The 26939-nt window shown below is 33.6% G+C and carries 24 protein-coding genes and 1 pseudogene; 21 read left to right on the top strand and 4 right to left on the bottom strand.

Going from position 1 to position 26939, the window contains the following annotated elements:
* The first annotated feature begins 109 nt into the window (after positions 1-109).
* The 6 genes from G9F74_RS21305 to ltaS all read left to right on the top strand — a co-directional run bounded on the left by G9F74_RS21305 (position 110) and on the right by ltaS (position 10302).
* Complete coding sequence (locus G9F74_RS21305) at positions 110-1267, top strand: GNAT family N-acetyltransferase (RefSeq protein ID WP_016108624.1); 1158 nt, start codon at positions 110-112, stop codon at positions 1265-1267.
* A 108-nt stretch (positions 1268-1375) separates the two neighbouring features.
* Complete coding sequence (locus G9F74_RS21300; protein WP_016108623.1) at positions 1376-1831, top strand: NUDIX domain-containing protein; 456 nt, start codon at positions 1376-1378, stop codon at positions 1829-1831.
* 124 nt (positions 1832-1955) lie between these two features.
* Positions 1956-2522, top strand: coding sequence for a TetR/AcrR family transcriptional regulator (locus G9F74_RS21295; protein ID WP_001107311.1), 567 nt, complete (start codon positions 1956-1958; stop codon positions 2520-2522).
* Positions 2523-2776: 254 nt separating this feature from the next.
* Positions 2777-5893, top strand: coding sequence for an MMPL family transporter (locus tag G9F74_RS21290; RefSeq protein ID WP_016108622.1), 3117 nt, complete (start codon positions 2777-2779; stop codon positions 5891-5893).
* Between the two features lie 260 nt (positions 5894-6153).
* Positions 6154-7779 (top strand): ABC-F family ATP-binding cassette domain-containing protein, encoded by a 1626-nt coding sequence (locus G9F74_RS21285; protein ID WP_000633859.1) that lies wholly within the window; start codon positions 6154-6156, stop codon positions 7777-7779.
* A 549-nt stretch (positions 7780-8328) separates the two neighbouring features.
* Complete coding sequence (ltaS, locus tag G9F74_RS21280; RefSeq protein WP_016108621.1) at positions 8329-10302, top strand: lipoteichoic acid synthase; 1974 nt, start codon at positions 8329-8331, stop codon at positions 10300-10302.
* 61 nt (positions 10303-10363) lie between these two features.
* Here ltaS and G9F74_RS21275 read toward each other — a convergent pair whose 3' ends face one another.
* Entirely contained in the window at positions 10364-11035 is a 672-nt protein-coding gene (locus G9F74_RS21275) for a TerC family protein (RefSeq protein ID WP_000346961.1), read from the bottom strand.
* A 198-nt stretch (positions 11036-11233) separates the two neighbouring features.
* Positions 11234-12694: a DHA2 family efflux MFS transporter permease subunit gene (locus tag G9F74_RS21270; protein WP_016108620.1), complete on the bottom strand. Its 1461-nt coding sequence runs from the start codon at positions 12692-12694 to the stop codon at positions 11234-11236.
* Between the two features lie 173 nt (positions 12695-12867).
* Here G9F74_RS21270 and G9F74_RS21265 point away from each other — a divergent pair, with 173 nt between their 5' ends.
* Entirely contained in the window at positions 12868-13413 is a 546-nt protein-coding gene (locus tag G9F74_RS21265) for a TetR/AcrR family transcriptional regulator (protein WP_000105643.1), read from the top strand.
* A 155-nt stretch (positions 13414-13568) separates the two neighbouring features.
* Positions 13569-13994: a WapI family immunity protein gene (locus G9F74_RS21260; RefSeq protein WP_165406242.1), complete on the top strand. Its 426-nt coding sequence runs from the start codon at positions 13569-13571 to the stop codon at positions 13992-13994.
* 42 nt (positions 13995-14036) lie between these two features.
* On the opposite strand, the gene G9F74_RS21255 is transcribed toward G9F74_RS21260, so the two are convergent.
* Both G9F74_RS21255 and G9F74_RS21250 read right to left on the bottom strand, forming a co-directional pair.
* The gene (locus tag G9F74_RS21255; protein WP_000551438.1) at positions 14037-14864 is read right to left on the bottom strand and encodes a peptidoglycan-N-acetylglucosamine deacetylase; all 828 of its coding nucleotides are present in this window, start codon (positions 14862-14864) and stop codon (positions 14037-14039) included.
* 150 nt (positions 14865-15014) lie between these two features.
* Complete coding sequence (locus G9F74_RS21250; protein WP_016108618.1) at positions 15015-15662, bottom strand: DJ-1/PfpI family protein; 648 nt, start codon at positions 15660-15662, stop codon at positions 15015-15017.
* Positions 15663-16045: 383 nt separating this feature from the next.
* On the opposite strand from G9F74_RS21250, the gene G9F74_RS21245 reads away from it, so the two are divergent.
* From G9F74_RS21245 to G9F74_RS21185, 13 genes and pseudogenes are all read left to right on the top strand, one after another.
* Positions 16046-16870, top strand: coding sequence for an MBL fold metallo-hydrolase (locus G9F74_RS21245; protein ID WP_016108617.1), 825 nt, complete (start codon positions 16046-16048; stop codon positions 16868-16870).
* A gap of 205 nt (positions 16871-17075) precedes the next feature.
* Positions 17076-17465 (top strand): VOC family protein, encoded by a 390-nt coding sequence (locus G9F74_RS21240; protein WP_000800673.1) that lies wholly within the window; start codon positions 17076-17078, stop codon positions 17463-17465.
* A 174-nt stretch (positions 17466-17639) separates the two neighbouring features.
* Complete coding sequence (locus G9F74_RS21235; RefSeq protein ID WP_016108616.1) at positions 17640-18587, top strand: PLP-dependent cysteine synthase family protein; 948 nt, start codon at positions 17640-17642, stop codon at positions 18585-18587.
* A gap of 248 nt (positions 18588-18835) precedes the next feature.
* Positions 18836-19513 (top strand): DNA alkylation repair protein, encoded by a 678-nt coding sequence (locus G9F74_RS21230; protein WP_016108615.1) that lies wholly within the window; start codon positions 18836-18838, stop codon positions 19511-19513.
* A gap of 22 nt (positions 19514-19535) precedes the next feature.
* Positions 19536-20237 carry a nucleotidyltransferase domain-containing protein gene (locus G9F74_RS21225; RefSeq protein WP_016108614.1) on the top strand — a complete coding sequence of 234 codons (702 nt, stop codon included), beginning with the start codon at positions 19536-19538 and terminating at the stop codon, positions 20235-20237.
* Positions 20238-20252: 15 nt separating this feature from the next.
* On the top strand, positions 20253-20798 hold the full coding sequence (locus tag G9F74_RS21220) for a GNAT family N-acetyltransferase (RefSeq protein ID WP_000701132.1): 546 nt from the start codon (positions 20253-20255) through the stop codon (positions 20796-20798).
* Between the two features lie 34 nt (positions 20799-20832).
* A complete protein-coding gene (locus G9F74_RS21215) occupies positions 20833-21330 on the top strand; it encodes a GNAT family N-acetyltransferase (RefSeq protein WP_000620331.1) in 498 nt (165 codons plus the stop codon).
* Between the two features lie 15 nt (positions 21331-21345).
* A pseudogene (locus G9F74_RS21210) lies at positions 21346-21951 on the top strand (DinB family protein).
* A gap of 70 nt (positions 21952-22021) precedes the next feature.
* On the top strand, positions 22022-22960 hold the full coding sequence (locus G9F74_RS21205) for a DMT family transporter (protein ID WP_000643649.1): 939 nt from the start codon (positions 22022-22024) through the stop codon (positions 22958-22960).
* Positions 22961-23017: 57 nt separating this feature from the next.
* Positions 23018-23428, top strand: a complete 411-nt coding sequence (locus G9F74_RS21200) for a GNAT family N-acetyltransferase (protein WP_001053326.1) — start codon at positions 23018-23020, stop codon at positions 23426-23428.
* 155 nt (positions 23429-23583) lie between these two features.
* The gene (locus G9F74_RS21195) at positions 23584-24747 is read left to right on the top strand and encodes a DUF418 domain-containing protein (protein WP_016108612.1); all 1164 of its coding nucleotides are present in this window, start codon (positions 23584-23586) and stop codon (positions 24745-24747) included.
* Positions 24748-24966: 219 nt separating this feature from the next.
* Positions 24967-25575: a hypothetical protein gene (locus G9F74_RS21190; protein ID WP_016108611.1), complete on the top strand. Its 609-nt coding sequence runs from the start codon at positions 24967-24969 to the stop codon at positions 25573-25575.
* 20 nt (positions 25576-25595) lie between these two features.
* Positions 25596-26843 (top strand): glutathionylspermidine synthase family protein, encoded by a 1248-nt coding sequence (locus G9F74_RS21185; protein WP_000287859.1) that lies wholly within the window; start codon positions 25596-25598, stop codon positions 26841-26843.
* Positions 26844-26939: the final 96 nt, after the last annotated feature.

The raw sequence follows: 26939 nt of genomic DNA, 5'->3' as shown, positions 1-26939 counted from the left end.
GTTGTTGTAAAATCGATATTTTTTGTTGAAACGTCTGTGTAATTTCACTTACCGAACTACAATAGTAAGAATTATGATACAATTCAATCAGGGAATGGAGGAGAATTATATGAATGTCATACAATTACAAGAAGATAAATTTAGAGAAGCATTACGTTTATCAGAATACGCTTTTCAATATAAAGTAAATGAGGAACGATTGCAGCAGCAAATCACTCGAATGAAAGAAAGTCATGAAATATACGGCATTATGGAAGGGGAAGACTTAGCAGCAAAACTACATCTTATTCCATTTCATATATACATAGGAAAAGAAACATTTAAAATGGGCGGCGTTGCAGGGGTAGCGACGTATCCTGAGTATAGAAGAAGTGGGTATGTAAAAGAGCTACTTCAGCATTCTCTTCAAACGATGAAAAAAGATGGATATACAGTATCGATGTTACATCCATTTTCTGTTTCATTTTACCGTAAATACGGCTGGGAACTTTGTGCGAATCTTCTCGTATGTCATATGACTAAGAGCGATTTAGTTATGAAAAAACAAGTAAATGGCACTGTGAAACGTTTCAATAAAGAAAATCATCCAGAAGAAGTCGAGAAGCTATATGAAATCTTTGCAGAACGTTTTTCAGGTATGTTAGTTCGAGAGAAAAACTGGTGGTTACAAGTGGTTTATGATGATTTAGCATTAGCGATTTACTATGATGAAAATAAAACGGCAGCTGGTTACATGTTATATAAAATAGAAAACTATAAAATGACAGTAGAAGAATTTGTACCACTGCATAATGAAGCACGAAATGGTCTGTGGAACTTTATTTGCCAGCATGATTCTATGATTAAAGAACTTGAAATGACAGTAAGTGAAAACGAACCGTTGTTATATACATTGCAAGAGCCACGCGTGAAGACAGAAATAAAACCATATTTTATGGGAAGAATTGTAGATGTGGAGAAGTTCTTAAAACAATACGAGTTGAACTGGAACAATGTACAGCAAGAAGTGATCTTACATATTACAGATTCATTTGCTCCGTGGAATAACGTAGTAGTGAGACTTGCAAATCATGAATTAACAATTGTAGAAGAAGCAACGGAAAAAGGAATCAAACTGGATATAAATGCACTATCGACAATAATGTTTGGATACAAACGTCCATTAGAACTAAACGAACTTGAATTAATTAGCGGAAGCGAAGAGGCAATGCGGTCATTTGAGAATTTAGTACCAGTGCGTAAGCCGTTTATTTATGATTTCTTTTAATTAATATACTGTGCAATGTGTCATTAGAAAAGTACTATAATGAAAAACAGTTATTATAGTACTTTTCTATTAATAGAATGAAAGCATTATTTTAGGAGGGGAAATAGAATGATTAGGCAAGCTGTAGGCGCAATCATATTCCAAAATAGTGAATTTTTATTGGTACATAAGGTAAAAATAAGCGATATAGAAGGAGAATACAATTTGTCAAAGGGGGAGTGGGATTTTCCTAAAGGCGGATTAAAACATACAGATAATGACTTAGAAAGTGCTATATTGAGAGAGCTTGAAGAAAAAACCGGTTCAAAAAAGTTTATAGTTATGAAACAAATGGAAGATAAAATTTGCTTTGAGTTTCCTGAAGAATTAAAAGTGAAAACTGGATTTGAAAAACAAGAAACAACTATGTTTTATGTAGAATATATAGGTGATAGAACAGATTTGAATCCAAAAGATAATGAAATAAGTCAAGTTCAATTTTTTAAGACACAAGATATATTGAGCATTTTAAGTCACGATGATACAAAGAATTTTTTTGAAGTGTTAATTCAAAAAATGCATTGAAATCTAAGTGAGTGTGTTATTTGAAAATGCTACATTTGCTTAGTCACACACTTGACTTTTAATCCATCTAATTTATAATTAAAAAAGGAATGAATTTTCATTCCTTAAAATTGAGGTGAGAAAAATGGCTAAAAATAAACAAGAAGACATTTTTGAAGCAGCTATACAACTATTCGCAGAGCGTGGTTACGATGGTACGACAATTCCGATGATCGCTGAAAAAGCAAATGTCGGCGCTGGTACGATTTATCGCTATTTTGAAAATAAAGAGGCACTCGTTAACTCATTATTTTCAAAAAGTATGTTGCAACTATCTGAAATGATAAAAACAGATTTTCCTGTTGAAGCAAATATTCGTGAACAGTTTAGTCATACATACAACCGTTTATTTGAATTTGCGAGAAACAATGTGGATGCTTTTCTTTTTACAAATTCTCACTGTGATAGTTATTTTCTTGATGAACAGAGTAAGAAAATATTTGACGATTTTATAGGCTTCTTTATGAATATTATAGAAGATGGAATCGCAAAAGGGTTTCTCCGTCCATTGCCTCCAGTTGCATTAATTATCATTGTATACCAACCGCTAGAAAAATTAACTAAAGTAATGGCGACAGGGCAATTAGAATACTCAAAAGAATTAGTAAAAGAATTGGAAGAAAGCTCTTGGAATGCTATTAGAATCATTTGATTCTAATAGCTTTATAAGGACAGGAATGAACATTCATTCCGAAATGGATTTTAAAAATGAAATAGGGGATGATATATTTGTAGTACTAAGAGAATGAATATTCATTCCGTGAAAGGTAATTTAAAAGGGTTTTAAAAATAATTTAATAGAGTGATAGGAATGAACGTTCATTCCGAAATGATAGTTTTAAAAGGATAGAAATGAATGTTCATTCCTAGCTTAACATGACAAGCTAAAAATGGGAGATGATTCAAATGAGCAAGCTAAAAAATTGGAGAAGTTTATCTTTTCTATTATGGATAGTTATTACTATTACAATGATCGTAGCGATGCCTAATATGGATAAATTAGTGAAGGAAAAAGGGAAAATTACAATTCCTAATACAGAACAAAGCAGTATTGCTGACAAAATGATCAAAGAAATGGATAAAGAAGGGGTTGAAAAATACGAAGTTATCGCCGTATTTAATAGTGGCAATAAAGCAGCTTTAACTACTGAGCAAAAAGAGGAAATAACAAAAACAATCAACGCTTTGCAAAATGAAAAAGAGCAATTAGGAATTAAGGAAGTTGTTTCACATTTAGATAATAAAGAATTGGAGAAACAATTAGTTTCTAAAGATAATACGACTATTTTAACGCAAATATCAATAGATAAAAAGCATGGTGAAATATCAAAAGTTGCAAATAATCTTCATAAAAAAGTGCAAACGAAAGGAGTAAAAACGTACTTAACAGGAAGTGACTTAATAGCGGGTGATTTTCTTACATCCTCTCAAGAGGGAGTGAAAAAGACTGAAGTTATTTCAATCATTTTCATTCTTATAGTATTAATCATTGTATTCCGTTCACCAATTGTTCCAATTGTTTCTCTTCTTACAGTTGGTATATCGTATTTAGTTTCAATGGGTATTATTGCTCATCTTGTAGATCAATTTAATTTTCCGTTTTCTAACTTTACGCAAGTGTTTGTAGTTGTCGTACTGTTTGGAGTAGGAACAGATTACAACATTTTATTATATACGAGGTTTAAAGAAGAATTAAGTAAACAAGAAAATGCATTTTTGGCCACGAAAGAAACATTTAAATCGGCAGGTAAAACCGTTTTATATAGCGGGATAGCGGTGCTAATTGGTTTTGCATCACTTGCTTTAGCGAGTTTTAAATTATATCAATCTACTTCAGCGGTAGCAATTGGTGTTTTAGTATTACTACTCGTAATAACCACTTTAAATCCATTTTTTATGGTGCTTTTAGAAAAAGGAATGTTTTATCCAGTTAAAACATTTAAAGGTCATGAGGATAGCCGTTTATGGGGATTCTTTGCTAAAAATTCAGTAGCAAGACCATTTGTTGCTTTAATCATCGTATTCGTGATATCGATTCCTTTCGTATTAAAATACTCTAATACACTGAATTACAATGATTTGTTTGAAGTGGATAATAAGTATGAATCAAAAATGGGTATTAATGTGATAGAAGAACATTTTCCACCAGGATTTTCTTCACCAAGTACGTTAGTGATTCAATCTAACAAAAAATTAGATGAAGGAACGTCTCTACAAACTTTAGATGAATTAACTGATAAAATTTCGAAAGTTAAAGGTGTTTCAGAAGTATATGCACCGACGCGTCCAACTGGTGATAAGATAAAAGAATTATATTTAAATAAACAAGCGGGAGAACTAAATACTGGTTTAGGCGATGCCAATGGTGGCATAAAGGAAATTAATGATGGCTTAACGGATGCGAAAGATAAAATGGGTAGTAATGACTCAAATAGTCTTGCAAATGTTCAAAAGTTAATTGATGGAACGAACGAAGCGAAAAATGGAGTATCAGCATTAGGAACAGCTTTAAATCAATTATCCACTGGCATAAACGAAGGTGCACAAGGAGCGCAGCAAATTGAGAGTGGGTTAACTTCAGTAAATGAAAATATAAATGTCCTATCGGGTGCAACGTCACAGCTTCATGCTGGTTATGCACAGTTAGAAAAGGGTTTAAGTTCTTACGATCAATACTTCGGAAGTATTTCTCAAGCGATTGACGGTGCGAAAAAAGGATATGAACAAATTGAAGTGTTAATGACTAATTTCATTCAAACGAAACCAGAAGTAGCAAATGATCCTAATGTACAGCAAACGATAGGAATTGCGAAGGAAGCTCAAAAGCAATTAAGTGGACTTTCAAAAGAATTAAATCAATTAGCAGTGCAACATAAAGCTGCGGTGAATTCATTTAAAGAAGCGAATCAATCATTACTGAAAGTAGATAACGGCTTAAAGGAAATGAATAATGGCGTTACCGAGTTACAAAAAGGAGCTGCCGGACTAAAAACTGGATTAAACGAAGGAGCTACAGGTTCAAAACAAATTGCAAACAAATCATCTGAGCTACAATCCGGCTTAACAAAAATAAATGATGGGCAAGGGCAGCTTTTAACTGGATTGAAAGACCTGCAAGAAAAGATGGGGCAATTACAATCCGGCTTATCTAAAAGTACAGAAGGGCTTGGAAAAGTAAGTAACGGCCTAGGGGATGCTCAGAAATATTTAGGCGAGCTTAATGAGTCAAAAAGCTCTGAGAAATTTTATATTCCTAAAGAAGTGTTAGCGGGAGAAGATTTCCAAAAAGCATTGAATACGTACATGTCACATGATAGAAAGACTGCTAAAATGACAATCATTTTAGACGTAAATCCGTATTCAAAAGAAGCGATGCCAATCATTCAAGAAATTAATAAAACGATAGATGGTACGCTAAATGGTACTGAATTAAAAACGGCGAAAAAAGCGATCGGCGGGACAACAGCTAGAAATGTTGATTTAAAGGAAGTAACCGGGCAAGATTTCTTACGTACAGCTACGATTATGTTGATTGGAATTGCGATTGTATTAATCGTAATTACACGCTCATTACTAAACACAATATTTATTATTGGCTCATTACTATTAGCGTACTTTGCATCACTTGGTATAAGCGAACAAATTAGTGCACATGTATTACATGTAGATTCATTAAGCTGGAATGTTCCATTCTTTAGCTTCATTATGATTGTCGCTTTAGGAGTGGATTATAGTATTTTCGTAATGATGCGCTATAACGAGATAGAAGGGGATTCGGTAACGAAAATTGTAACTGCATCTCGTCATATAGGAGGAGTTGTATTATCAGCGGCGCTAATTTTAGGCGGGACATTTGCCGCATTAATTCCATCAGGTGTATTGACACTTATACAAGTAGCATCAGTTGTTGGCGTTGCACTATTACTATTAGCTTTAACCGTGATGCCGATATTGTTACCTGCTTTAATAGGGTTAACGAGTAAATTGAAGAGTTATAAAGAGAAAATAATAAATACGAAATAAGAAAAAACTGTAGGGAATGTTTTCTCTACAGTTTTTTCTGTATATAAAAATTAAAAATAGGAAATTAATCCAATGTATTACAGAGTGAGAATCGATAAAAACTATCCGATTTCATTGTAGAAAGGTAATCAACCGTTGCTATTCATCCAGCTTCTACTATATAATAGCTATAGTCTACAATAATTGAGTCGTAATATGCGATTTTTTAAGACAATCGGTGAGAAAACGCTGAAATAAGCGGTATTAGTAGGAGGACACAAATGATTACAGTAAGTAACGTTAGTTTGCGTTTCGCGGATCGCAAATTGTTTGAAGATGTTAACATAAAATTCACGCCAGGTAATTGCTACGGTTTAATTGGAGCAAACGGTGCTGGTAAATCAACATTTCTAAAGATTTTATCTGGAGAAATCGAACCATCAACAGGTGACATACATATTACGCCAGGTGAGCGTCTAGCAGTATTAAAACAGAACCACTTCGAATATGAAGAGTTCCCAGTATTAGAAACAGTAATTATGGGTCACACGCAACTTTATAAAGTAATGCAAGAGAAAAATGCTATTTACATGAAAGAAGACTTTAGTGATGAAGATGGTATGCGTGCTGCTGAACTTGAAGGTGAGTTCGCTGAGCTTAACGGTTGGGAAGCTGAGTCAGAAGCTGCAATCTTACTAAAAGGACTTGGTATTGGTGAAGATCTTCATGATAAGAAATTGTCAGAATTAACTGGGGCAGAGAAAGTAAAAGTATTACTTGCTCAAGCTTTATTCGGTAAACCTGACATTCTATTACTAGATGAGCCTACCAACCACTTGGACTTAAAAGCGATTCAATGGTTAGAGAACTTCTTAATGAACTTTGAAAATACAGTAATCGTTGTATCCCATGACCGTCACTTCTTAAATAAAGTTTGTACGCACATGGCTGATCTTGATTTCGGTAAAATTCAACTTTATGTTGGTAACTATGACTTCTGGTATGAGTCAAGCCAATTAGCTTTAAAATTAACACAAGATGCTAATAAGAAAAAAGAAGAGAAAGTAAAAGAGTTACAAAACTTCATTGCACGCTTTAGCTCAAACGCATCTAAAGCGAAACAAGCAACTTCTCGTAAAAAATTATTAGATAAAATTACATTAGATGATATTAGACCATCATCACGTCGTTATCCATTCGTTGGTTTCACACCTGAGCGTGAAATAGGAAATGACTTATTAACTGTTGAAGGACTTTCTAAAACAATTGATGGCGAAAAAGTGTTAGATAATGTGTACTTCACTTTAAATAAAGGTGATAAAGTTGCATTTATCGGTCGTAACGATATTGCGATGACAACATTATTTAAAATCCTTATGGGTGAAATGGAGCCAGATAGCGGTTCATTCAAATGGGGTGTTACAACATCTCAATCGTATTTCCCAAGAGATAACTCTAAATACTTTGAGAACAGTGACTTCAACTTAGTTGATTGGTTACGCCAATTCTCTCCACAAGATGAGTCAGAGAGCTTCTTACGTGGTTTCTTAGGCCGTATGTTATTCTCAGGTGAAGAAGTTAAGAAGAACGTTTCTGTATTATCTGGAGGCGAAAAAGTTCGTTGTATGCTATCTAAAATGATGTTAAGTGGTGCGAACGTAATCACACTTGACGATCCGACGAACCATTTAGATCTTGAGTCTATCACTGCATTAAACAACGGTTTAATTGCATTCAAAGGTACAATGTTATTCACATCTCATGACCATCAGTTCGTACAAACAATTGCAAACCGCATTATCGAAGTAACACCAAACGGTGTAATCGATAAAGAGGCAACTTACGATGAGTACTTAGAAAATGAAGAACTTCAAAAACAAGTAGATGCAATGTATAAAGGTCAATAATATATGATGAAAACCCCCGCTCTTTGTTAGAGCGGGGGTTTTGTTGAAAAGAGATGAAGACCAAGGTACGAAATGAATAATTATTCAAATATAACATTTATGGTGGTAAGAAGTTGTAATGTTATGATTGCATAGATTTTTGACATATAGATGACATGTAATGTGTATAGAATTGAAGGAGTTAATTGTAACAGGAGAAGTGTATTTTGAGTAATAAGATTAAAATACACTATTTTTTTATGTGAAAAATGTACCAAAAATGGAGATAGATTAGTTTGCGAAGTAGTGAATAAAGGTTTATAGTATGTGGTGTCATAATTAGTGGATGAAACTTGGGAGAAAACAGGAAATGTTACAAATGTATTTTGTTAAATAGAAACCAAGGTCAAAATGTCTGGAAAGAAATAGTTGAATAAATACTAGCTTCAAATTATAATTACTAATATTCTTCATATAGTTAAATAAAAATAATCTATTTGAAGAAGAAAAAATGAATAGAGAGACAGACTTATAAAAAATAAGCCTTGGATGATCAAAAGAGGTGGAGAAATGAAACAATTCTTATTAAAGAGCAAAAGTGTGTTAAGTAATCATTTTGGATTCTTTCTGTTTGCCGTTATTTTATTATGGCTCAAAACATATGCAGCCTATGTAACGGAATTTAATTTAGGAATTTCAAACACAATCCAAAAATTCTTGCTGTTTTTTAACCCGCTTAGTTCAGCAGTTCTATTTTTAGGACTTGCATTATTTGCAAAAGGGAAACGATCTTATATTTGGGTAATTATTATTAATTTGTTATTGTCGATACTTTTATACGCAAACGTAGTATATTATCGCTTTTTCAGTGATTTTATTACGTTCCCGACATTAACACAAACGAATAACTTTGGAGATTTAGGTGGTAGTATTTTCGCTTTACTACACTTATATGATCCACTATATTTCTTAGATACAATTATTTTAATTGTTTTAGTCGCAACAAAATTTGCAAATCCAAAACCTATTCGTGTTGCGAAACATAAACTATCACTAGTATTTGTAGCGGGTATTTTATTATTCAGTGTGAACCTAGGGCTTGCAGAATCTGACCGTCCTGAATTGTTAACAAGAACGTTTGACCGTAATTATATCGTGAAATATTTAGGGGCATACAATTATACGATTTATGATGGTATTCAAAGTGCGAAAGCATCAACAGAACGAGCATTAGCTGATGGAGATAATATGACAGAAGTTAGAAATTATCTTGCATCAACATATGCAAGTCCAAATCCTGAGTACTTCGGTAAAGGAAAAGGAATGAACGTAATTTATATTCATTTGGAGTCATTCCAAAACTTTTTAATCGATTATCAATTAAATGGTCAAGAAGTTACACCATTTCTAAATTCATTTACAAAAGATGCGAATACGTTATACTTTGATAACTTCTTCCATCAAACAGGACAAGGTAAAACATCTGATGCGGAGTTCATGTTAGAAAACTCAATGTACGGATTACCGCAAGGATCTGTATTTACAAATAAAGCTCATAACACGTATCAATCGGCACCAGCTATTTTAGGGCAACAAGGATACACTTCAGCAGTGTTCCACGGTAACTACAAAACGTTCTGGAACCGTGATGATATTTATAAATCATTTGGTTTTAATAAATTCTTTGATGCGTCATACTATGATATGAACGAAAAAGACGTTGTAAACTATGGCTTAAAAGATAAACCGTTCTTTAATGAATCAATTCCATTATTACAAACGTTAAAACAACCGTTCTATACGAAGTTCATTACGTTATCAAACCATTTCCCTTATCCTATTGATAAAGCGGAAGCAACGATTGAACCGGCGAAAACAGGTGACTCATCAGTAGATACGTATTTCCAAACAGCAAGATATTTAGATGAATCTGTAAAAGGGTTCATCGATTACTTGAAACAATCTGGCTTATACGATAACTCAATTATCGTTATGTACGGTGACCATTACGGTATTTCAGATAATCATAATGCAGCAATGTCACAAGTAATGGGTAAAGAAATGAACTCATTTGAAAATGCACAGTTACAACGTGTACCATTAATCGTTCGTGTACCAGGAGTGAAAGGTGGCGTACAACATCAATATGGCGGTGAAATTGACGTTCTTCCAACGTTATTACACTTACTAGGTACAGATACGAAAAATTATGTTCAATTCGGTTCAGATTTATTATCACCAGATCATAAACAAGTCGTTCCATTCCGTAACGGTAATTATGTAAGCCCAACAGTTACGGCATTGAACGGAAAATATTATGATACAACAACTGGAAAACCTGTAGAATTAACAGATGAAATAAAACAAAATGAACAAATGGTTCAAAACTCATTAAAATACTCTGACCAAGTCGTAAATGGTGACTTATTACGATTCTACACACCAGAAGGCTTCACTCCAGTAGATCGTTCAAAGTATAACTATAACCATCGTGATAAAAATAAAACGAAGGTAAAAACGACTGAAGACGGGGAAGCTAAATAAATATTAAAAAGCGCTACTCATATGAGTAGCGCTTTTGTTTGTAACTATAATTACATTGACATTATATAGTATCATCTTTAGTTTTTTGTTTCATCTTTCCGAAGAATACCACACCGATGATGATAATAATGATGAATGCCCATTTCATGAAAGGGTTACTTTCGAAAAATCCAGCGAACCATTTTTCATCTACAATCATTTTTGCGGCAGTATAAGCTAAAACAGCTGCTCCAATCGTAATGATGACAGGGAAACGGTCAACCCATTTTAAAATTAATGTACTGCCCCATACAACTACTGGAATAGACACTAATAATCCGATGATTACTAAAGAAAAGTTACCATGGGCAGCTCCCGCAACAGCGAGTACGTTATCAATTCCCATTAACGCATCAGCTATAATAATGGTTTTAATAGCAGACCAAAATCCTTCTTCAGCTTTAATATCATGATTTTTGCCCTCAGCAATTAATTTGTAAGCAATCCATATGAGGAGTACACCACCAATTAGAAGTAATCCTGGTATTTTTAATAACCAAACGACAATTAAGGTGGCGAGGGCTCTAATAGCGATAGCCCCGACAGTTCCCCATATAATAACTTTCTTTTGTTGATCTTTCGGTAATCGCCTTGCTGCTAATCCAATTACGATGGCATTATCTCCAGCTAACACTAAATCAATTACAATAATGGCAAGCAAGGCTGACAAATATTCAGATGAAAGAAAATCCATATACATATCACTCCTTATGATTAATATGTACTTATAAGCTATTCAGTATTAAGAATTCTAACGATTATTTAAAAGCATAACTGTAAAATATAATCTCTTCAAATAGTAATCGAGGATTATAATTATAGTCGTAAGCACTCAAAAAGATGGCTTCGGTATAATTCCGGAGCCATCTTTTAAGTGCTTAATTTTTAACAATCATTTTATGTTTGAAGATTTACTTTCGTATCTTTTGATTACTACTTTTTGGGGCATGAAACTTGCGATAATCAAAGCTATAAAAGATAAGACTAACATAAACACGTATGCATCACTTGAGCTGAAGATAGAAGATAATTTTGTTACTTGCGTAGCTGTTATATTTCCATTCCTACTAGATAACTGTGATATGTGTGAAGTAGATTGAATTGTATACACCGTGATGATAACTGCTGTCCCAATCGCACCTGCTAATTGGCGAATTGTATTATTTACTGCTGAACCATGTGAACCCAGTTCTATTGGCAAAGCGTTTAAGCCGGCTGTATTTAAAGGCATTGAAATGAAACTTAACCCAATTCGTAAAATAATGGTACGAACCATTAAATACATATAAGTTGTGGAGTCGGTCAAATCAATTACACCCCACATCGAAATAATGACACAGATTAAACCGGTAATAAAGAGTGGTTTCGCTCCATATTTATCAAACATTTTGCCTGTGATAGGTGATAAGAAGGCGTTAATGACAGCTCCAGGTAATAGAAGTAAACCTGATTCAAATGCAGTAAAGCCTCGTCCGTTTTGTAAGTAAATTGGTAATAGAATTAAATCTGCATACATAATCATCGTAATGAGTACGTTAATGACTGAAGTAAGAGTGAAAACTTTATATTTAAATACTGATAAATTCAATAATGGATCATTAGACTTTATTTGACGTAAACAGAATAAAGCTGTAACGATGATACCGATAGTAATTGTTATAATAACAACGGGATGATTCCATCCTTTACTTCCTGCACTACTGAATCCGTATATAACACAACCAAAGCCAATTGTTGATAAAATGACACTTACGATATCTACTTTTGCTTTTGTTGTATTTGCAACATTCATTAAATATTTAATCGCGAGAATAATTACGATGAATATAAATGGAGCTAATCCAATAAATAGCCATCTCCATGATACATATTCAATAATAAAGCCAGATAAAGTTGGAGCGATAGCTGGCGCAAAAATTATAGCGAATCCGATGGTCCCCATAATACTTCCGCGTTTTTCACTAGGGTACAAATATAAAATAATAGTCATCATGAGTGGCATAATAATTCCTGCTCCAACTGCTTGAATCATTCTTCCTGTTAACAAAATGCTAAAATTCATGGCGCATGCACAGAGAACGGTCCCAATAAACAAAGAGAGCATTGAGCTAATAAATAGCTGCCTTGTTGTAAATCGTTTCATTAAAAATGCAGTAATTGGAACTAGAACACCATTTATGAGCATAAAGCCTGTTGATAGCCATTGCACTGTTGCAGCTGTTACATCAAATACCTTCATTAAATTACTCATTGCCACATTTAATAGCGTCTGATTTAAGGTTGATAAAAAACAGCCGGTAATGAGGACAACTAATATAATTTTTTTATTTCTTTCTGATATTTCCTTTTGCATTGGTAATCTCCTTCATTGTTACCTTGATTTATCGACATTGTGTCGATAAAATTAATGGTAACAAAATACGTTTTCTCTGACCATGAACAGTTTTGTTGAAAATGTTCACTACTCGACAGAGAAGATATGTACTGTCGAGAAAGTAAAGAGAAAATCTATAAAGGAGTTTCAAAATGTCTACACTTAAAAAAGAGGACCCTCGTACAGTTCGTTCAAGAGAAATGTTTAAAAATGCTGTTTTTTCTCTTTTATGTGAGAATCCTACTATTTCAAGCTTAACGGTTCAGAAAATCGCAACAAAAGCAGGATTAAATCGAACAACATTTTACTTACATTATCAAGATATTCAAGATTTACTAGACCAAATCAATAGCGAGATTTTAAATGAGCTTTCTAATAAAATTGTTGATTTAATACATGCAAAAGATTTATCAGAAAAACAAAAGCTAACACAATTGCTAGATTATTTATATATCCACCGGAATTTTTTATTTATATTATTTAAAATGAATCAATTTGAAGAGCAATTATTTTTATTTTTAAAGCAATTAATAGAAACGAGAAGAGAGAATACGAAAAATAAATTACCTGATGATTATGTTGCAGTTGATATTAAAACAGCCTCTTTGGTAGGTATTATCATGTGGTGGATAAGGAATGGACTTCACTTTAGTTCAGATTATATAGCAAATCAAATATATTTAATGTATAAAGGATGATATGTTAGAATCAGCCATGTGTATTAATAAACGAAAATCATTATATTTAAGAATCGAAATTAACAGGAGATAGAAAAATAATTGTCTTGCAAGTAAAGGCTTATATATTTCAAATTTATAAAGTAAAAGTTTTATAGCAAGAAGGGGAGCAATTTATGGATTTTCAAAATGAAAAAGTAGCATTACATTTAGAGGTGGTGAGATACCAATTTAAAGATGTAAAAGAGGAGTGTGATAGAAATTGGCTTATGGTAAAAGCGAAACTGTCAGAAGGAAATAAAGTTTTTGAAACGATGGATCCTTTTCTACAAACTTTCGACTTACAGCATATGAAAAAATGGTTTCAATCATTATCGAATCCTACATATACCGAACTAGATTTCATAGAGCCTAATATAGCGTTTGAATTAATGGGGAAAAATGAAGGTGAGTTTCAAATTGTAGTCCGATTATCTCAGGAACTTACCCCTTCATGGTGTAAGGAAGAGGAGTACGAATTTTCTATAAGTATTACGCATGAGGACAGAGAAAAGATTATTCGTTTTATTGAAGAGCAACAAAGAAACTTTCCAAAACGTTAAAAAAAGACTTGATATCCTACTAGAGGGAATCAAGTCTTTTCATTACATACGATTATCATGCCAGAAGTTTAATGGGAAGTGTTCGTTCTCATTATAGGCTTCTAATTCATATCCTTTTTCTTTCAGTCCTTTTATAATTCCAGGTACTGCTTTAACTGATTGTGGGTGAATATCGTGCATAAGGATAACTTCTGTTGGATTTGTAGCACCATGTAGAACGTTTTCTACAATTTTAGCTGATGCAGCATCAACTTGCATTTTGTTGTATCTCCAGTCTAAAGAATCAATTGTCCAATCCCAAACTTTCAACCCGTTTTCCACCACTTTGTTGCGAAGTGCTTCGTTTAATCCTGGCATTGAGCCGTATGATGGACGAGTTAATACGGGTGATTTGCCTAGAACGCCAGCGATTAAGCCTTGATCTTCTTTCATTTCATCTACGTAATGTCCTTCTGTGTAAAGTTTCTTATAGTTATGAGTCATACTGTGCATCCCAACATAGTGGCCTTCAGCATCTTCACGTTTCACAAGATCAGGGAAAGCTTTCACGTTTGAACCAATTAGGAAGAATGTTGCTTTTGCATTTTCTTTCTTTAACATATCTAAAAGCTCAGCTGTGTATTTTCCAGGACCGTCATCAAATGTTAAGTAAGCGACTTTTCTAACTTGCCCATTATAGTGTTTTGGAGCTTCTTTCGGTGCAAGAGATGTTTGAATTTCACTTACAAATTGAACAGACTTTGCTTCATCTTCTGTACTTGCTAGAGCAGTATGTACTGATCCTAAAGCGGCCTCATATGTAAATAATACCCCAGCGCAAATCAACATAGCCCTTTTTACTAAAGTTGTCATTCGAATTCCATTGTGCATAATTTTCCTTCTCTCTATAAAAGTTCTACTCTACTATATTAGCAATTATAGGTAGGGAAATGCAAAAAAACTTTTTTACAACTGTAAAAAAGTTTGGTCAAAAATATGCAAGATTTTGTATCAACTGCATGCTTGAAAAATTGGATGGTTTTAAACTTTATTATGAAAATCTTCAAGCATCAAATTTAATTCTTCTAATAATGATGCGGATGCTTTTTTTGGTGAACCTGTATCAAAAGGAGGCTGTGGGTCGTATTCTAACATGAGCTGAACTGCTTTACTCTTTTCATCTCCGAATTCCCAAGCCATCAACTGGAGAGCCATATCAATACCTGCAGATACACCAGCTGCTGTTATGATTTTTTCATGGCGAACGACTCTCTCTTCAGTTGGAATAGCCCCGAGAGAACGAAGTAAGTCAAAAGAGCTCCAATGACTAGTGGCTTTAACACCAGTTAGTAGGCCAGTAGCACCTAAGATTAAAGAACCTGTACATACAGTTGTAGTCCATTTAGTAGTTTCATGTATTTGGAGAATCCAATTGAGAGTTTCTTCGTCCTCCATAAGTTGTTTAAAGTTAGGCGGGCGACATCCAGGAATAATAAGGATATCAGCTGAATTAACTTCAGTAAAATTATAATCGGCATGTAAATAGCCCATTTTTGAATCTAATTTAATTAAGCCCGTAGTTTTAGCAACAAACTTTATGTTGTTATTGCTTTCTGCTGCAAATACTTCGTACGGACCAATAGCATCTAATGCAGTAATTCCTTCATAGAGCATAATAACGATTTCCATTATAATCTCCCCTTAAGTTATTACAAATGTAATCTAGTAACGATTAAAAAATAATTTATTCAATATTCTTTTTTATCGTTACTTTAAATATACTATACCCCAGATGTGTATTAGTTTATACTACAGTGTCAAACTTGTGACAAAAACTATGAATAGGTTCATTTATTTCGTATAGAGTTACTCTTTCATGTAATGATTGAAAAATTTAACTTCCCAGAAAGAAGAAATATAAAATATAGTACTTAGACTAAATTCTTAAATAGAAGGGGAATAATCGTACTTTCGTATGACTTCATTTTAGTCACAATTATTGATTTAATTATTTTCGTTTTTTATTAAAATATTGGTAAAGAATCAATTACATTTAAAAAGGGAGTGGGAATATGGTTCATTATATTTGCACGACATGTGGAGTTCAGTATCCCGAAAATAAAGAGGCACCTTCTCGTTGTAAAATTTGTAATGAGGAAAGGCAATATATGAATCCAATGGGGCAGTCATGGACAACATTAGAAACAATGCAACATAGCAATTTATACAAAAATGAAATAATAAAAGAAGAAACTGGTTTGTATAGCATTACTACTAAACCTAAGTTTGCAATTGGACAAACAGCATTTTTAATACAAAGTAAAACTCTAAATGTTTTGTGGGATTGTATTAGTTATTTAGATGATAAAACGATACAACGTATATATGATTTAGGTGGTATTCAAGCAATAGCACTTTCTCATCCACATTATTACTCTACACAAGTAAAATGGGCGGAAACATTTCATATACCTATCTATATTCATGAAGATGATAAAGAATGGGTGGTTCACCCGAGTAAGCAAATTAAATTTTGGTCTGGGGAACATTTGATATTATCGGAAGAACTTACATTGCATCGGTTAGGAGGCCATTTTAAAGGTGGAACTGTTATGCACTGGAAAGACGGTAATGAAGGGAAAGGTATTTTGTTATCAGGTGATATTATACAAGTAGTTTCGGATCGAAAATGGGTAAGTTTTATGTATAGTTATCCCAATCTTATCCCATTACCAGCGAATAAAGTTAGAAAAATGGCAGAGAAAGTAAAAGGAATCCAATTTAGTCGACTGTATAATGCGTTTCATGGTGTTGTGATGGAAGATGCGAATAGGGCTGTACAAAGATCTGCTGATCGATATATAAAGGCCCTACAAGGAGAATTATTTCATACGTAATAATATATATGGAAGAAATCGTTATTTTATCTCCATATTTGTATAACTAAGTTTATATGAATTTTATACTAAAGTCCTACTATGTATGAACGAATAGGTCTTTCAACTTAAGCAGTTCTCACACTAATGAGGGATATTAAACTAAATATATGTAACTTATAATGGCTACTATAAAGCTTTGGAAAATGAAAAGGAGGAGATTTGCATGAAGAATTGGGTTCAATTTAGAATTGCAAGACCAACAGATAAATTTGAAGAAGTTATAAGTTTTTACGAAACAGGATTAGGGTTAAAACGTATAGGGGAATTTCACAATCATGAAGGATATGACGGGGTTATGTTTGGATTACCGGGTGAAGAGTACCATTTGGAGTTTACTACGCATGTAAATGGAAGCCCATGCCCAGCACCGACAAAAGATAATTTACTAGTTTTTTATATGCCGAATAAAGATGAAATTGAAATAATCGCGAATCGGTTAAGTGAAATGGGCTACCATGAGGTGGAACCGGAAAATCCGTATTGGATAGAGAAAGGTACTACAATAGAGGATCCAGATGGCTGGAGAATTGTGCTTATGAATGCATTTGAATAAAGAAGTTCTTTTCGTATGTAATAGAGTGCAACAAAATGATTTAGACAAAAATCCCTACAACGTTTGTAGGGATTTTTTATAGGAAAATATAGTTAATAGCGTAATTGAAATATAGAAAGTATTTTGACTAAGAACAAATGTTATAAATATGATGTATGACGGAGGTATAAAAGTATGATAGTAAACCATTTTGAAGAGTTTTCTAAAAATGTTGGAAATACCCCTCTCATTAAATTAGAATGCGAAGAAACGAAGAATCTTTCAATCTATGCTAAATGTGAATGGGACAACCCTACAGGATCGATTAAGGATAGAGCAGCACTTGGAATGATCAATAAATATTTACAAGAAGCGAACAAAAAACAACATATTTTAGAGTATAGTGGTGGAAGCTTAGCGAGGTCAATTGGCTATCTTTGTTATTATTTAGGGATTGAATGCACGTTAGTGTTAAGTTCTGCAACTGGTCAATCTCTATTAAATGAACTCGAATATTATGGTGCTAACGTAATCTTAGTTGATAAATGTAAGGGATTTTACGCTGTAATTGAGAAGACAATAGAGATTAGCAAACAAAAACAAGAGTTATACTTTTTGTTCCAACATTATAATAATGCAAATTTATTAAGTCATATAGAAGGAACAGGCCGAGAAATTATTGCACAAATGAACGGAAAACCAATACACGCATGGGTAGCATCCGCTGGTACTGGTGGAACTCTAATTGGGGTCTATAAAGCAGTAAAGAAGTATACAAAAAATGTTGAGCTACATTTAGTAATGCCTGCCGAATTACCATATGGATCTGAACAACCGCCAAATGCTTTAAAGAAATATGCAGGATCAGGTGGATTCGGTCTAGGACGGAAACAACATTTCATAGAAAAGGAAGACAATTTGATAGAAAAGCAATGGACTTATTCATATGAAGAAACCTTGTATGAAATGGCCCGTTTTTATAAGGCTACTGGTATGAAAATAGGAACGTCTGCGGCAGCAAACTTATTAGCTGCAAAACAATTAGGAAAAGAAAAAGGTGCGAATTTTAATGTAGTTACCGTTTTTCCGGATGCAGGTTCTATAGAAGAGTGGTCAGATGTAAAGAGTTTAGCCAAAATATAGCGGAGATAAATTATTGAGAGAACGAACCAAAGGTGGTTCCTTCGTTTATTTCTTATTTTATGGAAATTTGATACCATGAAAAACCTGCATGTTTACAATGTGTAGGTTTTTCATGGTGTGATTGCGTAGTATATTTAAAATTTCACATACCGTATTTTAAAAATAAATATAGGAAAATCAAAAAATAATGTAGAATATATCGTACATACCTATATGAAGTCAACAGAAAACATAAAAGAGGTGGACAAATGCTACTTGAAGAGGTCATGCAGCAACTAGAGAAATATGGAACGGAACAAAATCGAAAAACGTATAAAAATCATGGGGCGAAAGAGCCGCTATTCGGAGTCAGTTTTGCAAATTTAAAATTATTAAAAAAGAAGATAAAAAAAGATCATGATTTAGCAATTTCATTATGGGAAACAAAAAATATGGATGCAATGACTTTAGCAACGTATATTTTAGAACCGAAGAATGTAACATCAGAACAGCTGAATAGTTGGATTAGGGATGTTGATTATTATTGTTTAATGGACGTTCTTATGACAGCTATATGTACGTCGCCAATCGCAATAGAAAGAATGGACGAATGGACGAAATTTGATGATGAATGGATCGGGAGAGCAGGTTGGTCATTATTAGCGAATATCGCAATAAAAAATAAAAAGTTAGACGATAACTTCTTCATGCCGTATTTAGAAGAGATTAAAGTTCATATACATAATGAAAAAAATAGAAAAAGAGAAGCAATGAATAGCGCTTTAATTGCGATAGGGATTCGAAATGAAGCTTTAGAGCAACAAGCAATTGAAATTGCTCGTGAAATTGGAAAAGTAAAAATTGATCACGGTGCAACGTCATGTAAAACACCAGATGCAGAACCGTATATAAAAAAGGCTCGAGAAAGAGCAGAAAAAAGAAAGTAAAATAAGCGAAGGAGAAAAGAAAATGAAACCAATTGAAGCGGCACAAAGTATAATTACATCACAATTTCCGAATTGTGATGTAGCTTTACTGGGAGGAAGCGTTGTACGAGGAGAAGCGACAAAAACATCTGACCTTGATATTGTTATAGTCGATCAAAGTTTGTCATCTTGTTATAGAGAATCCTTCTATAGTAATGGATGGCCCGTTGAAGTATTTGTACATAATTTTGTAACGTATAAAACCTTTTTTAAAATGGATTGTGATCGCGGGCGACCTTCTCTACCTCAATTAGTTTCAGAAGGAATTGTATTAAAAGGGGAAAGTGAAATTGTTGAGAAATTAAAAAAAGAAGCGAACGATTTACTAATTAAAGGACCAGATAAATGGACCGAAGAAACGATGAAACAGAAGCGCTATTATATTTCGGATACTTTGGATGACTTCATTGGTGCATCAAAAAGAGAAGAAGAACTATTCATTGCTAATTTATTAGCGGAATTAATACATGAATATGTATTAAGAGTAAATGGCCAATGGCTTGGAAATTCAAAATGGTTTATTAGAGTTTTAAGAAGATATGATGACCATTATGCAGAACAATTTGTAGCGGCTTTTGATCATTTTTATAAAAACGGTGATAAAAATGTATTAATTAATTTTACAGAAAAGACGTTAGAACTATACGGAGGAAGAGTGTTCGAAGGATTTTCTATTGGCAAATAAAAAGGGGATAGTAAAATGAAAATACCATTCGTTCAATTAAGGGAATTGACACTAGAGGATGTAGAAGATCGATATCAATGGTCATTAGATACAGAAGTGACAAAACACTTAGTCGTACCAGATCAATATCCTCCGTTCACTCGTGAAGATACGAGAAAATGGATTGAAGCATGCATAAGTCGAAAGAATGGTTATGAACAAAGGGCTATCGTTACAGAAAACAATATACACATTGGCTGGGTAGACCTTAAAAATTTTGACAAAACAAATAAAAATGCGGAACTAGGAATTACGATTGGGGATAAAGAGTATTGGGGAACAGGGTATGGAATAGCATCTCTATATAGTATATTACAACTGGGATTCTTTGATTTCGAATTGGAGAAAGTTTGGCTACGTGTAGATGAGGATAATTTACAAGCTAGAAAGAGTTATGAAAAGGCTGGCTTTGTTTGTGAAGGACTAATGAGAAATGATCGGTTACGTCAAAAGAAGTTCATTCATCGCTATCGTTATAGTATGTTAAAAGAAGAATATCAATCTATAATTAGTGGTTTATAAAAATATTATGTAAATTAAAAAGGGGTAGAGATACATGATTCGATTACTTACGAAAGAAGATGCAAAAAAATATTGGGATTTACGTTTACAAGCATTACAAGTAAACCCAGAGGCGTTTATAACAACTTATGAAGAGGCGATTCGTCAGGAAAATCCTATTGAGCGAGTTGAAGGGAATTTAACATCTACTATTAGTTGTACACTTGGCGCGTTTAATGAAGAAAAATTAATTGGTGTAGTCACTTTACTAACGGAAGAGAAAGTAGCATATAAGCATAAAGGCCATATCGTTGCGATGTATGTAGACGCACAAAACAGACGAAACGGGTTGGCACGTGAGCTAATTGCAAATGCAATTCAAAGAGCGCGGGATATACAACTAGAGCAATTGACATTAGGTGTTGTATCTACAAACGAACCAGCAAAAAATTTGTACGAATCAATGGGCTTTAAAACATATGGAATTGAAAAAAGGGCTATAAAGATTAATGGTGCGTACAGTGATGATGAACATATGGTGCTGTTCCTTTAAAGGACGGAGTTTATCATGAAAGATCTTTATTTAGAAAAAAATATGAATCCGCAAGTAGCAATTTTGTATGCAACGGTTCGAGATACATATATACGATTGCGAAATTTAGTAGAAAGTACTGAAGAGAAGGAATTATCTTTTAAAGGGTCTGAAAATAATGAAAATAGCATCGGACAGCTACTTCAGCATTTAGCAGTTGTCGATTTACATTGGGTGTATCGCTTAAAGGGAGAAGAAGTTCCACTGAACTAGAAAATAAATATGGGCCTATGTTGAATGAAGTGGGAGAACTGCCAGTTTTAAGAAAACACACGTTACAAGAGTTAATGCAAGATTATGAAGCAGTGCAACAATTGTTTTATCCCGCATTAACAGGCAGCCCGATTGGTTAAACTAATAATCAGTGGGGGATGAACAAAACCCCCACTGATTAAAGTTTCACTTTATGAAGAATGTATGAAACTAACAGAAAATGATTTAACACGGGAAGTTTTTTATGAAAAGGGCGAAAATGCGACAATAAGATGGGGCATATGGCATATAGCTGATCATAATCGGTATCATCAAGCGCATATTGGTCAGTTAAGAAAATTATATAGAGCTAGATTACATGTAAGTTAAAGTGCGTGAATTTTAATTATATTCATTTTGTTGTATAGTATTAAGAAGAAACTAAACAAGGGGTTTTATAATGAAAGCAATTGCAATAGGGATATTGGCATCATTTTTCTTTGCCTTTACCTTTGTTTTAAACCGGGCGATGGACTTAGAAGGTGGAAGTTGGATTTGGAGTGCATCATTACGGTATTACTTTATGGTACCAATGCTACTACTTATTGTCATGTATAGAGGCAACTTAAAGCAACTCTTTCAATATATGAAAAACAATCCGAAAGAATGGTTGGTATGGAGTATTGTAGGTTTTGGTCTTTTTTATGCACCACTTAGTTTTGCTGGCGCATTTGGACCAGGGTGGCTTGTTGCATCAACATGGCAAATTACGATAGTCGCAGGGATTTTGTTAACACCATTTTTTGCGGTAGACCCATTACATAAAAAACTTCCGATGAAAGAATTAGTAATGTCGGGTATTATTTTATTCGGTGTTGTACTCATGCAAGTAGAACATGCTTCTTCTTTAGGAATTCGTGAAACCATTTTATGTGTAGTTCCTGTTCTCATTGCGGCGTTTGCGTACCCACTTGGAAATCGAAAAATGATGCAAGTATGTAAAGGGGAATTAGATGTATTCCAGCGAGTTCTCGGGATGACATTAGCAAGTTTACCATTTTGGTTTTTACTATCTGGTTACGAAGTATCAACAGGTGGATTACCGTCAAGTAGCCAAGTTTTTCAATGTTTTATTGTAGCAGTTAGTTCAGGTTTAATCGCGACAGTATTATTTTTCTTTGCGACAGATCTTGTGAAAGATGATCCGCAAAAGCTAGCAACGGTTGAAGCGACACAATCCGGTGAAGTTTTATTTGCTTTAGTAGGAGAGCTTATTTGGCTTTCTGCTCCAATTCCATCATCTTTATCTTGGGTTGGAATGAGTCTCGTTATTGTCGGAATGATACTGCATAGTTATGTGGCGGTCGTTGTGAAAAAAGAAGAAAAGATAACAGCGTAATGAGATTAGCTCTTTTTTATAAAGAGCTAATCTTTTTTCATAGAAAGGGATGAAGATATGAATTTGCAACGTGTTGAACAAATTGGAAGGGATTCAATTTTAAATGTGCTACAGTATGCAGTCGGTCCAAGTGAAACAAGCTTAAAGAAAGCGGTAGTATTTTATCAAAGCAATAAAGGTAGATTATATAAATATGAAAAAAAGGCTTGTATAGGTATTGAAATAATCGGAGCAAATGAAGCGAGAATATGCCACATAGCAGTCGTTCCAGAATATCGTCATACAGGAATTGCGTTTCAAATGATAAGGGAAGTAGTAAGAATGCATCAATTGACTTATGTCGAAGCTGAGACAGACAATGAGGCAGTAGAATTTTATAAGAAAATTGGTTTTAAGGTTAAAAGTTTAGGAGAAAAATATCCAGGGATAGAAAGATTTCATTTGTATTTTAAAAATAAAACATATTGAAATAATCTGAGAATATAATATCCGGAATAGGAATTGAAGAGATAGTTCGTTTTTTATTTATCTGTTCTATTTTTACTAGAAGATCTTTCTTAGTTTTTGACGAAAACTTAAGAAAGATTGGAATGTTCATTTGATGTTAAGGAAGGAAGTAAAATATGGATAGATCAATAAATGATAGAACAATTGAAAAAAAGCGTGCAGTCTCATTGGATTTAGCAAGAGGCACTATGCTACTGTTAATCGTACTTGCTCATGCACCGCTTTACTTGTATGCAGCAGATCCTGGAATTATGCATAGAGTGGAAAGCAGTAGTTTCTTTGATCAAATTGTAAATCTTTTTGGTATATTCATAATTGATAACCGTGCAAGAGCAATGTTTGCCGTATTATTAGGCTACGGTTTAGTTCTAGCATTTGAAGGGCAAATATCAAAAGGGAAAAATGAAATTCAGGCTGTAAAAATAGTAAGAAAACGCTCCTTGTATTTAATACTGTTTGGGATTGTGTTAGCGGTCTTAATTGGAGGGCAAGATATTCTTATGGCCTATGGTTTAGCGGGTATTTTTGTTAGTCCACTATTAAAGTGTAAAATGAAAACATTAATTCGAACGTTTATAATTATCGCTATATTGTATACCATTTTTATTCCAATAATATGGGGACTTAATATGCAATCAATAGGTGATTATGGTTTTTCACCAGATGTTTCGGCAAAAGACACGTATCTTAGTACTACAATGATACGATTACTTTTCTTTCCTATTATACCTGTACTCATCCATTTTATGTTCCCAATTCTTCCTTCTGTAATTCTTGGTTTGTGGATTGCTAAATATAAGTTATTAATAAAACCAGAGCAACAGTTAAAAAAATTATATTTTATAACAACTATAGGATTAGCAATTTCTTTAATAGGTGCTTTGCCTTTATCTTTTATAGGGACTATATGGTATCCAACTGTATTTACAGCTGGAATGATAAATGGAATCCATATTTTAACTGGAATTGCTGGAGGATTAGCATATGCAACAGGTTTCGGGATAATAGGGAGTAGATTGAAAAATCCAGGGTACTTTAGCCTTGCATTAATCGCTCTAGGAAAACGTTCATTAACATTTTTTGTTTTAAATGAAGCACTGCTTGTTATATTTTTATCACCAGTAGCATTTGATTTAGGAGGGCATGTAAGTAACGCTTTTGCTGCATTGATAGCAATATGTATTTGGATATCGTCTGTCATAGTAGCTTTAATAATGGAAAAAAATAATCTTAATGGACCATTAGAAATTTTATTGAGACGTTTAGTATATAAAAAATAAATAAAGTGAAAGACGACATAATACAAAATCGTCTTTCACTTTATTTAGGTGTACAGATAGACAATTCGGCTATTATAATATTTCATTTTCATTTAGGGAATAAATAGCATGAAAATATGTAAATATGCATATTGAGTATAGTTTGTAAAAAGTGATATTTGCATTATATAATATAGTTAAATGGAAAAATATAGATAAAAGAAATTAGGTGTATAGCACATGAGAATGGAAAAAAATAAATTTTTGAAAGTCGCTGCTTCAATTGGCGTGTCATCTTTTTTATTAACAGGTTGTGGTGACTATGAAGAAGAAAATGTACAACAAGAAAATACCGCTGTTAAAACGGATGGTGGGAAGCAAGGGAGCGAACAAGAACCATTAAATTGTGATGATAAAGCCCCAACTACTGAAAATGTAGAAAAAGATGAGTCATGCAAGGAAAATAATCCATCATTTTCATCGTATCAAGAAAACTCTCACTTACCGATATTACCGTTCGTAGCAGGATATTTATTAGCAAGTAAAACCTCAAATATGAACTATACAGCCAAACCAAATGTAATGAAGAAACCATATACAAACAATGTTCTTTCTTATCGTGAAAAAGATGAACGGAGAACTGGTGGCAGCGGTGGCGGAGGTTATTACGGCGGAACTACTAGCAACAACGATTCTTCAAAGAAAGTGGATTTAAATAAACAACAGCCCAATCCATCAAATAAAGTGACGCCAGATACAAATACATCTAAATCATCTACGACACAAACGCCGAAAGTAAATTCTGGTTCAAGTGGAATTGGGAACGCAAAAGCGCCGGCCGGATCATAAAGAGAAAGGATAATAGAGACATGTATACAGAACAAGAACAGAAAGAGTATATGAAAATATGGTTTTCACTTGCGGAAGAGGCTGGTAGGAATGGTTTTACGTGGCCGAGTCTATTAGAGAATGAAGAGTGGAATCAGTATATGGCAACAGGGATGTTTCGTATGTCGGTAAACACATATACCGCTATTTCGAAAGCGACAGAAGAAATAATGTATGTGTTATATAGAACGTATCAATATATTGTACATACGACAGAAGATTTTCAAAAGCTCGGATTCCCGCCTGAAACGTGGGAGATTGCGAGAATGAAACATACTGGTTTGTTTTCTTATTTTACAAGGCTCGACTTTATTGTAAATGGTGATGTTATTAAATTAATAGAAGTGAATTGTGATACACCAACAGGATATTTAGAACCTTCTGTTGCAAATGAAGTGTTGTGCCGTTATCACGATGTGAATCACCCGAATCATATTGAGGAGCATATTGTACAGGCATGGGAACAAATTAAACATGACTATAATATTGATCCTGAAGAAACGATATATTTTAGTAGCTATGATTGGCACGATGAAGACCATCAAACAGTCCAGTTTTTAAGAAGTTATTGCCTAAATCAGCCCACGGAATATATAGGAATTCAAGATATTGTAGTTACAGATGATGGAATATATACGCCAAATGGCAAGCGAATTCATTATTTATATCGACTGTATCCAATTGAATATTTAGTTACAGATGTTGATAAAAATGGAAAAAGAATTGGTCTGCAGTTTTTAAATCATATAGCGCAAGGAAGAGTGAAAATTATTAATCCACCAGCCGCATTCGTAATGCAAAATAAAAATGTGCTTGCATTAATTTGGAAGCTTTATGAAAAAGCGGTTTTCTTTGAAGAAGAAGAGCGTGTTATTATTAATAAATACTTCTTACCAACATATTTTACAAATAAGCCATTTAAAGAAAGAAATGAATCATTTGTTTCTAAACCTTTATATGGACGTGAAGGTGGGGGCGTATCTATATACGAAAATGATGAACTATTAGCTGAAGATAAAACGGAATATTACTTTGAACAACGGAAAATATATCAGCAATACATAGAAATGCCTGACTATACCATTGATACATGGGATGGTCCGTATACTGGTAAATTATTAATTGGCTCACATTGTATTAGTGGGAGAGCGGCAGGGTTATTTTTACGAGTTGGTGAGAAAATAACGGGAAACTTATCGATGTTTACTGGGGTTACGATTGAAGGATAAAATGAAAAGAAAAGCCCATCATTTTGAACTGAACCCAAAAAATTAGACAAATATATTAAGCAGCTACTAAGGATTGAACTCTGTATTGCACAGGGG

Source organism: Bacillus sp. EKM202B, assembly GCF_011066025.1.
In the GTDB taxonomy this organism is placed as follows: Bacteria; Bacillota; Bacilli; order Bacillales; family Bacillaceae_G; genus Bacillus_A; species Bacillus_A toyonensis.
Note: the sequence above shows the minus strand (reverse complement) of the source record. Positions and strands in the feature narration are given on the sequence as shown.

Coding starts and splice junctions, on each gene's coding strand:
- G9F74_RS21305 (WP_016108624.1), top strand. CDS start 110: ATGAATGTCATACAATTACAAGAAGATAAATTTAGAGAAGCATTACGT.
- G9F74_RS21300 (WP_016108623.1), top strand. CDS start 1,376: ATGATTAGGCAAGCTGTAGGCGCAATCATATTCCAAAATAGTGAATTT.
- G9F74_RS21295 (WP_001107311.1), top strand. CDS start 1,956: ATGGCTAAAAATAAACAAGAAGACATTTTTGAAGCAGCTATACAACTA.
- G9F74_RS21290 (WP_016108622.1), top strand. CDS start 2,777: ATGAGCAAGCTAAAAAATTGGAGAAGTTTATCTTTTCTATTATGGATA.
- G9F74_RS21285 (WP_000633859.1), top strand. CDS start 6,154: ATGATTACAGTAAGTAACGTTAGTTTGCGTTTCGCGGATCGCAAATTG.
- ltaS (WP_016108621.1), top strand. CDS start 8,329: ATGAAACAATTCTTATTAAAGAGCAAAAGTGTGTTAAGTAATCATTTT.
- G9F74_RS21275 (WP_000346961.1), bottom strand. CDS start 11,035: ATGGATTTTCTTTCATCTGAATATTTGTCAGCCTTGCTTGCCATTATT.
- G9F74_RS21270 (WP_016108620.1), bottom strand. CDS start 12,694: ATGCAAAAGGAAATATCAGAAAGAAATAAAAAAATTATATTAGTTGTC.
- G9F74_RS21265 (WP_000105643.1), top strand. CDS start 12,868: ATGTCTACACTTAAAAAAGAGGACCCTCGTACAGTTCGTTCAAGAGAA.
- G9F74_RS21260 (WP_165406242.1), top strand. CDS start 13,569: ATGGATTTTCAAAATGAAAAAGTAGCATTACATTTAGAGGTGGTGAGA.
- G9F74_RS21255 (WP_000551438.1), bottom strand. CDS start 14,864: ATGCACAATGGAATTCGAATGACAACTTTAGTAAAAAGGGCTATGTTG.
- G9F74_RS21250 (WP_016108618.1), bottom strand. CDS start 15,662: ATGGAAATCGTTATTATGCTCTATGAAGGAATTACTGCATTAGATGCT.
- G9F74_RS21245 (WP_016108617.1), top strand. CDS start 16,046: ATGGTTCATTATATTTGCACGACATGTGGAGTTCAGTATCCCGAAAAT.
- G9F74_RS21240 (WP_000800673.1), top strand. CDS start 17,076: ATGAAGAATTGGGTTCAATTTAGAATTGCAAGACCAACAGATAAATTT.
- G9F74_RS21235 (WP_016108616.1), top strand. CDS start 17,640: ATGATAGTAAACCATTTTGAAGAGTTTTCTAAAAATGTTGGAAATACC.
- G9F74_RS21230 (WP_016108615.1), top strand. CDS start 18,836: ATGCTACTTGAAGAGGTCATGCAGCAACTAGAGAAATATGGAACGGAA.
- G9F74_RS21225 (WP_016108614.1), top strand. CDS start 19,536: ATGAAACCAATTGAAGCGGCACAAAGTATAATTACATCACAATTTCCG.
- G9F74_RS21220 (WP_000701132.1), top strand. CDS start 20,253: ATGAAAATACCATTCGTTCAATTAAGGGAATTGACACTAGAGGATGTA.
- G9F74_RS21215 (WP_000620331.1), top strand. CDS start 20,833: ATGATTCGATTACTTACGAAAGAAGATGCAAAAAAATATTGGGATTTA.
- G9F74_RS21205 (WP_000643649.1), top strand. CDS start 22,022: ATGAAAGCAATTGCAATAGGGATATTGGCATCATTTTTCTTTGCCTTT.
- G9F74_RS21200 (WP_001053326.1), top strand. CDS start 23,018: ATGAATTTGCAACGTGTTGAACAAATTGGAAGGGATTCAATTTTAAAT.
- G9F74_RS21195 (WP_016108612.1), top strand. CDS start 23,584: ATGGATAGATCAATAAATGATAGAACAATTGAAAAAAAGCGTGCAGTC.
- G9F74_RS21190 (WP_016108611.1), top strand. CDS start 24,967: ATGAGAATGGAAAAAAATAAATTTTTGAAAGTCGCTGCTTCAATTGGC.
- G9F74_RS21185 (WP_000287859.1), top strand. CDS start 25,596: ATGTATACAGAACAAGAACAGAAAGAGTATATGAAAATATGGTTTTCA.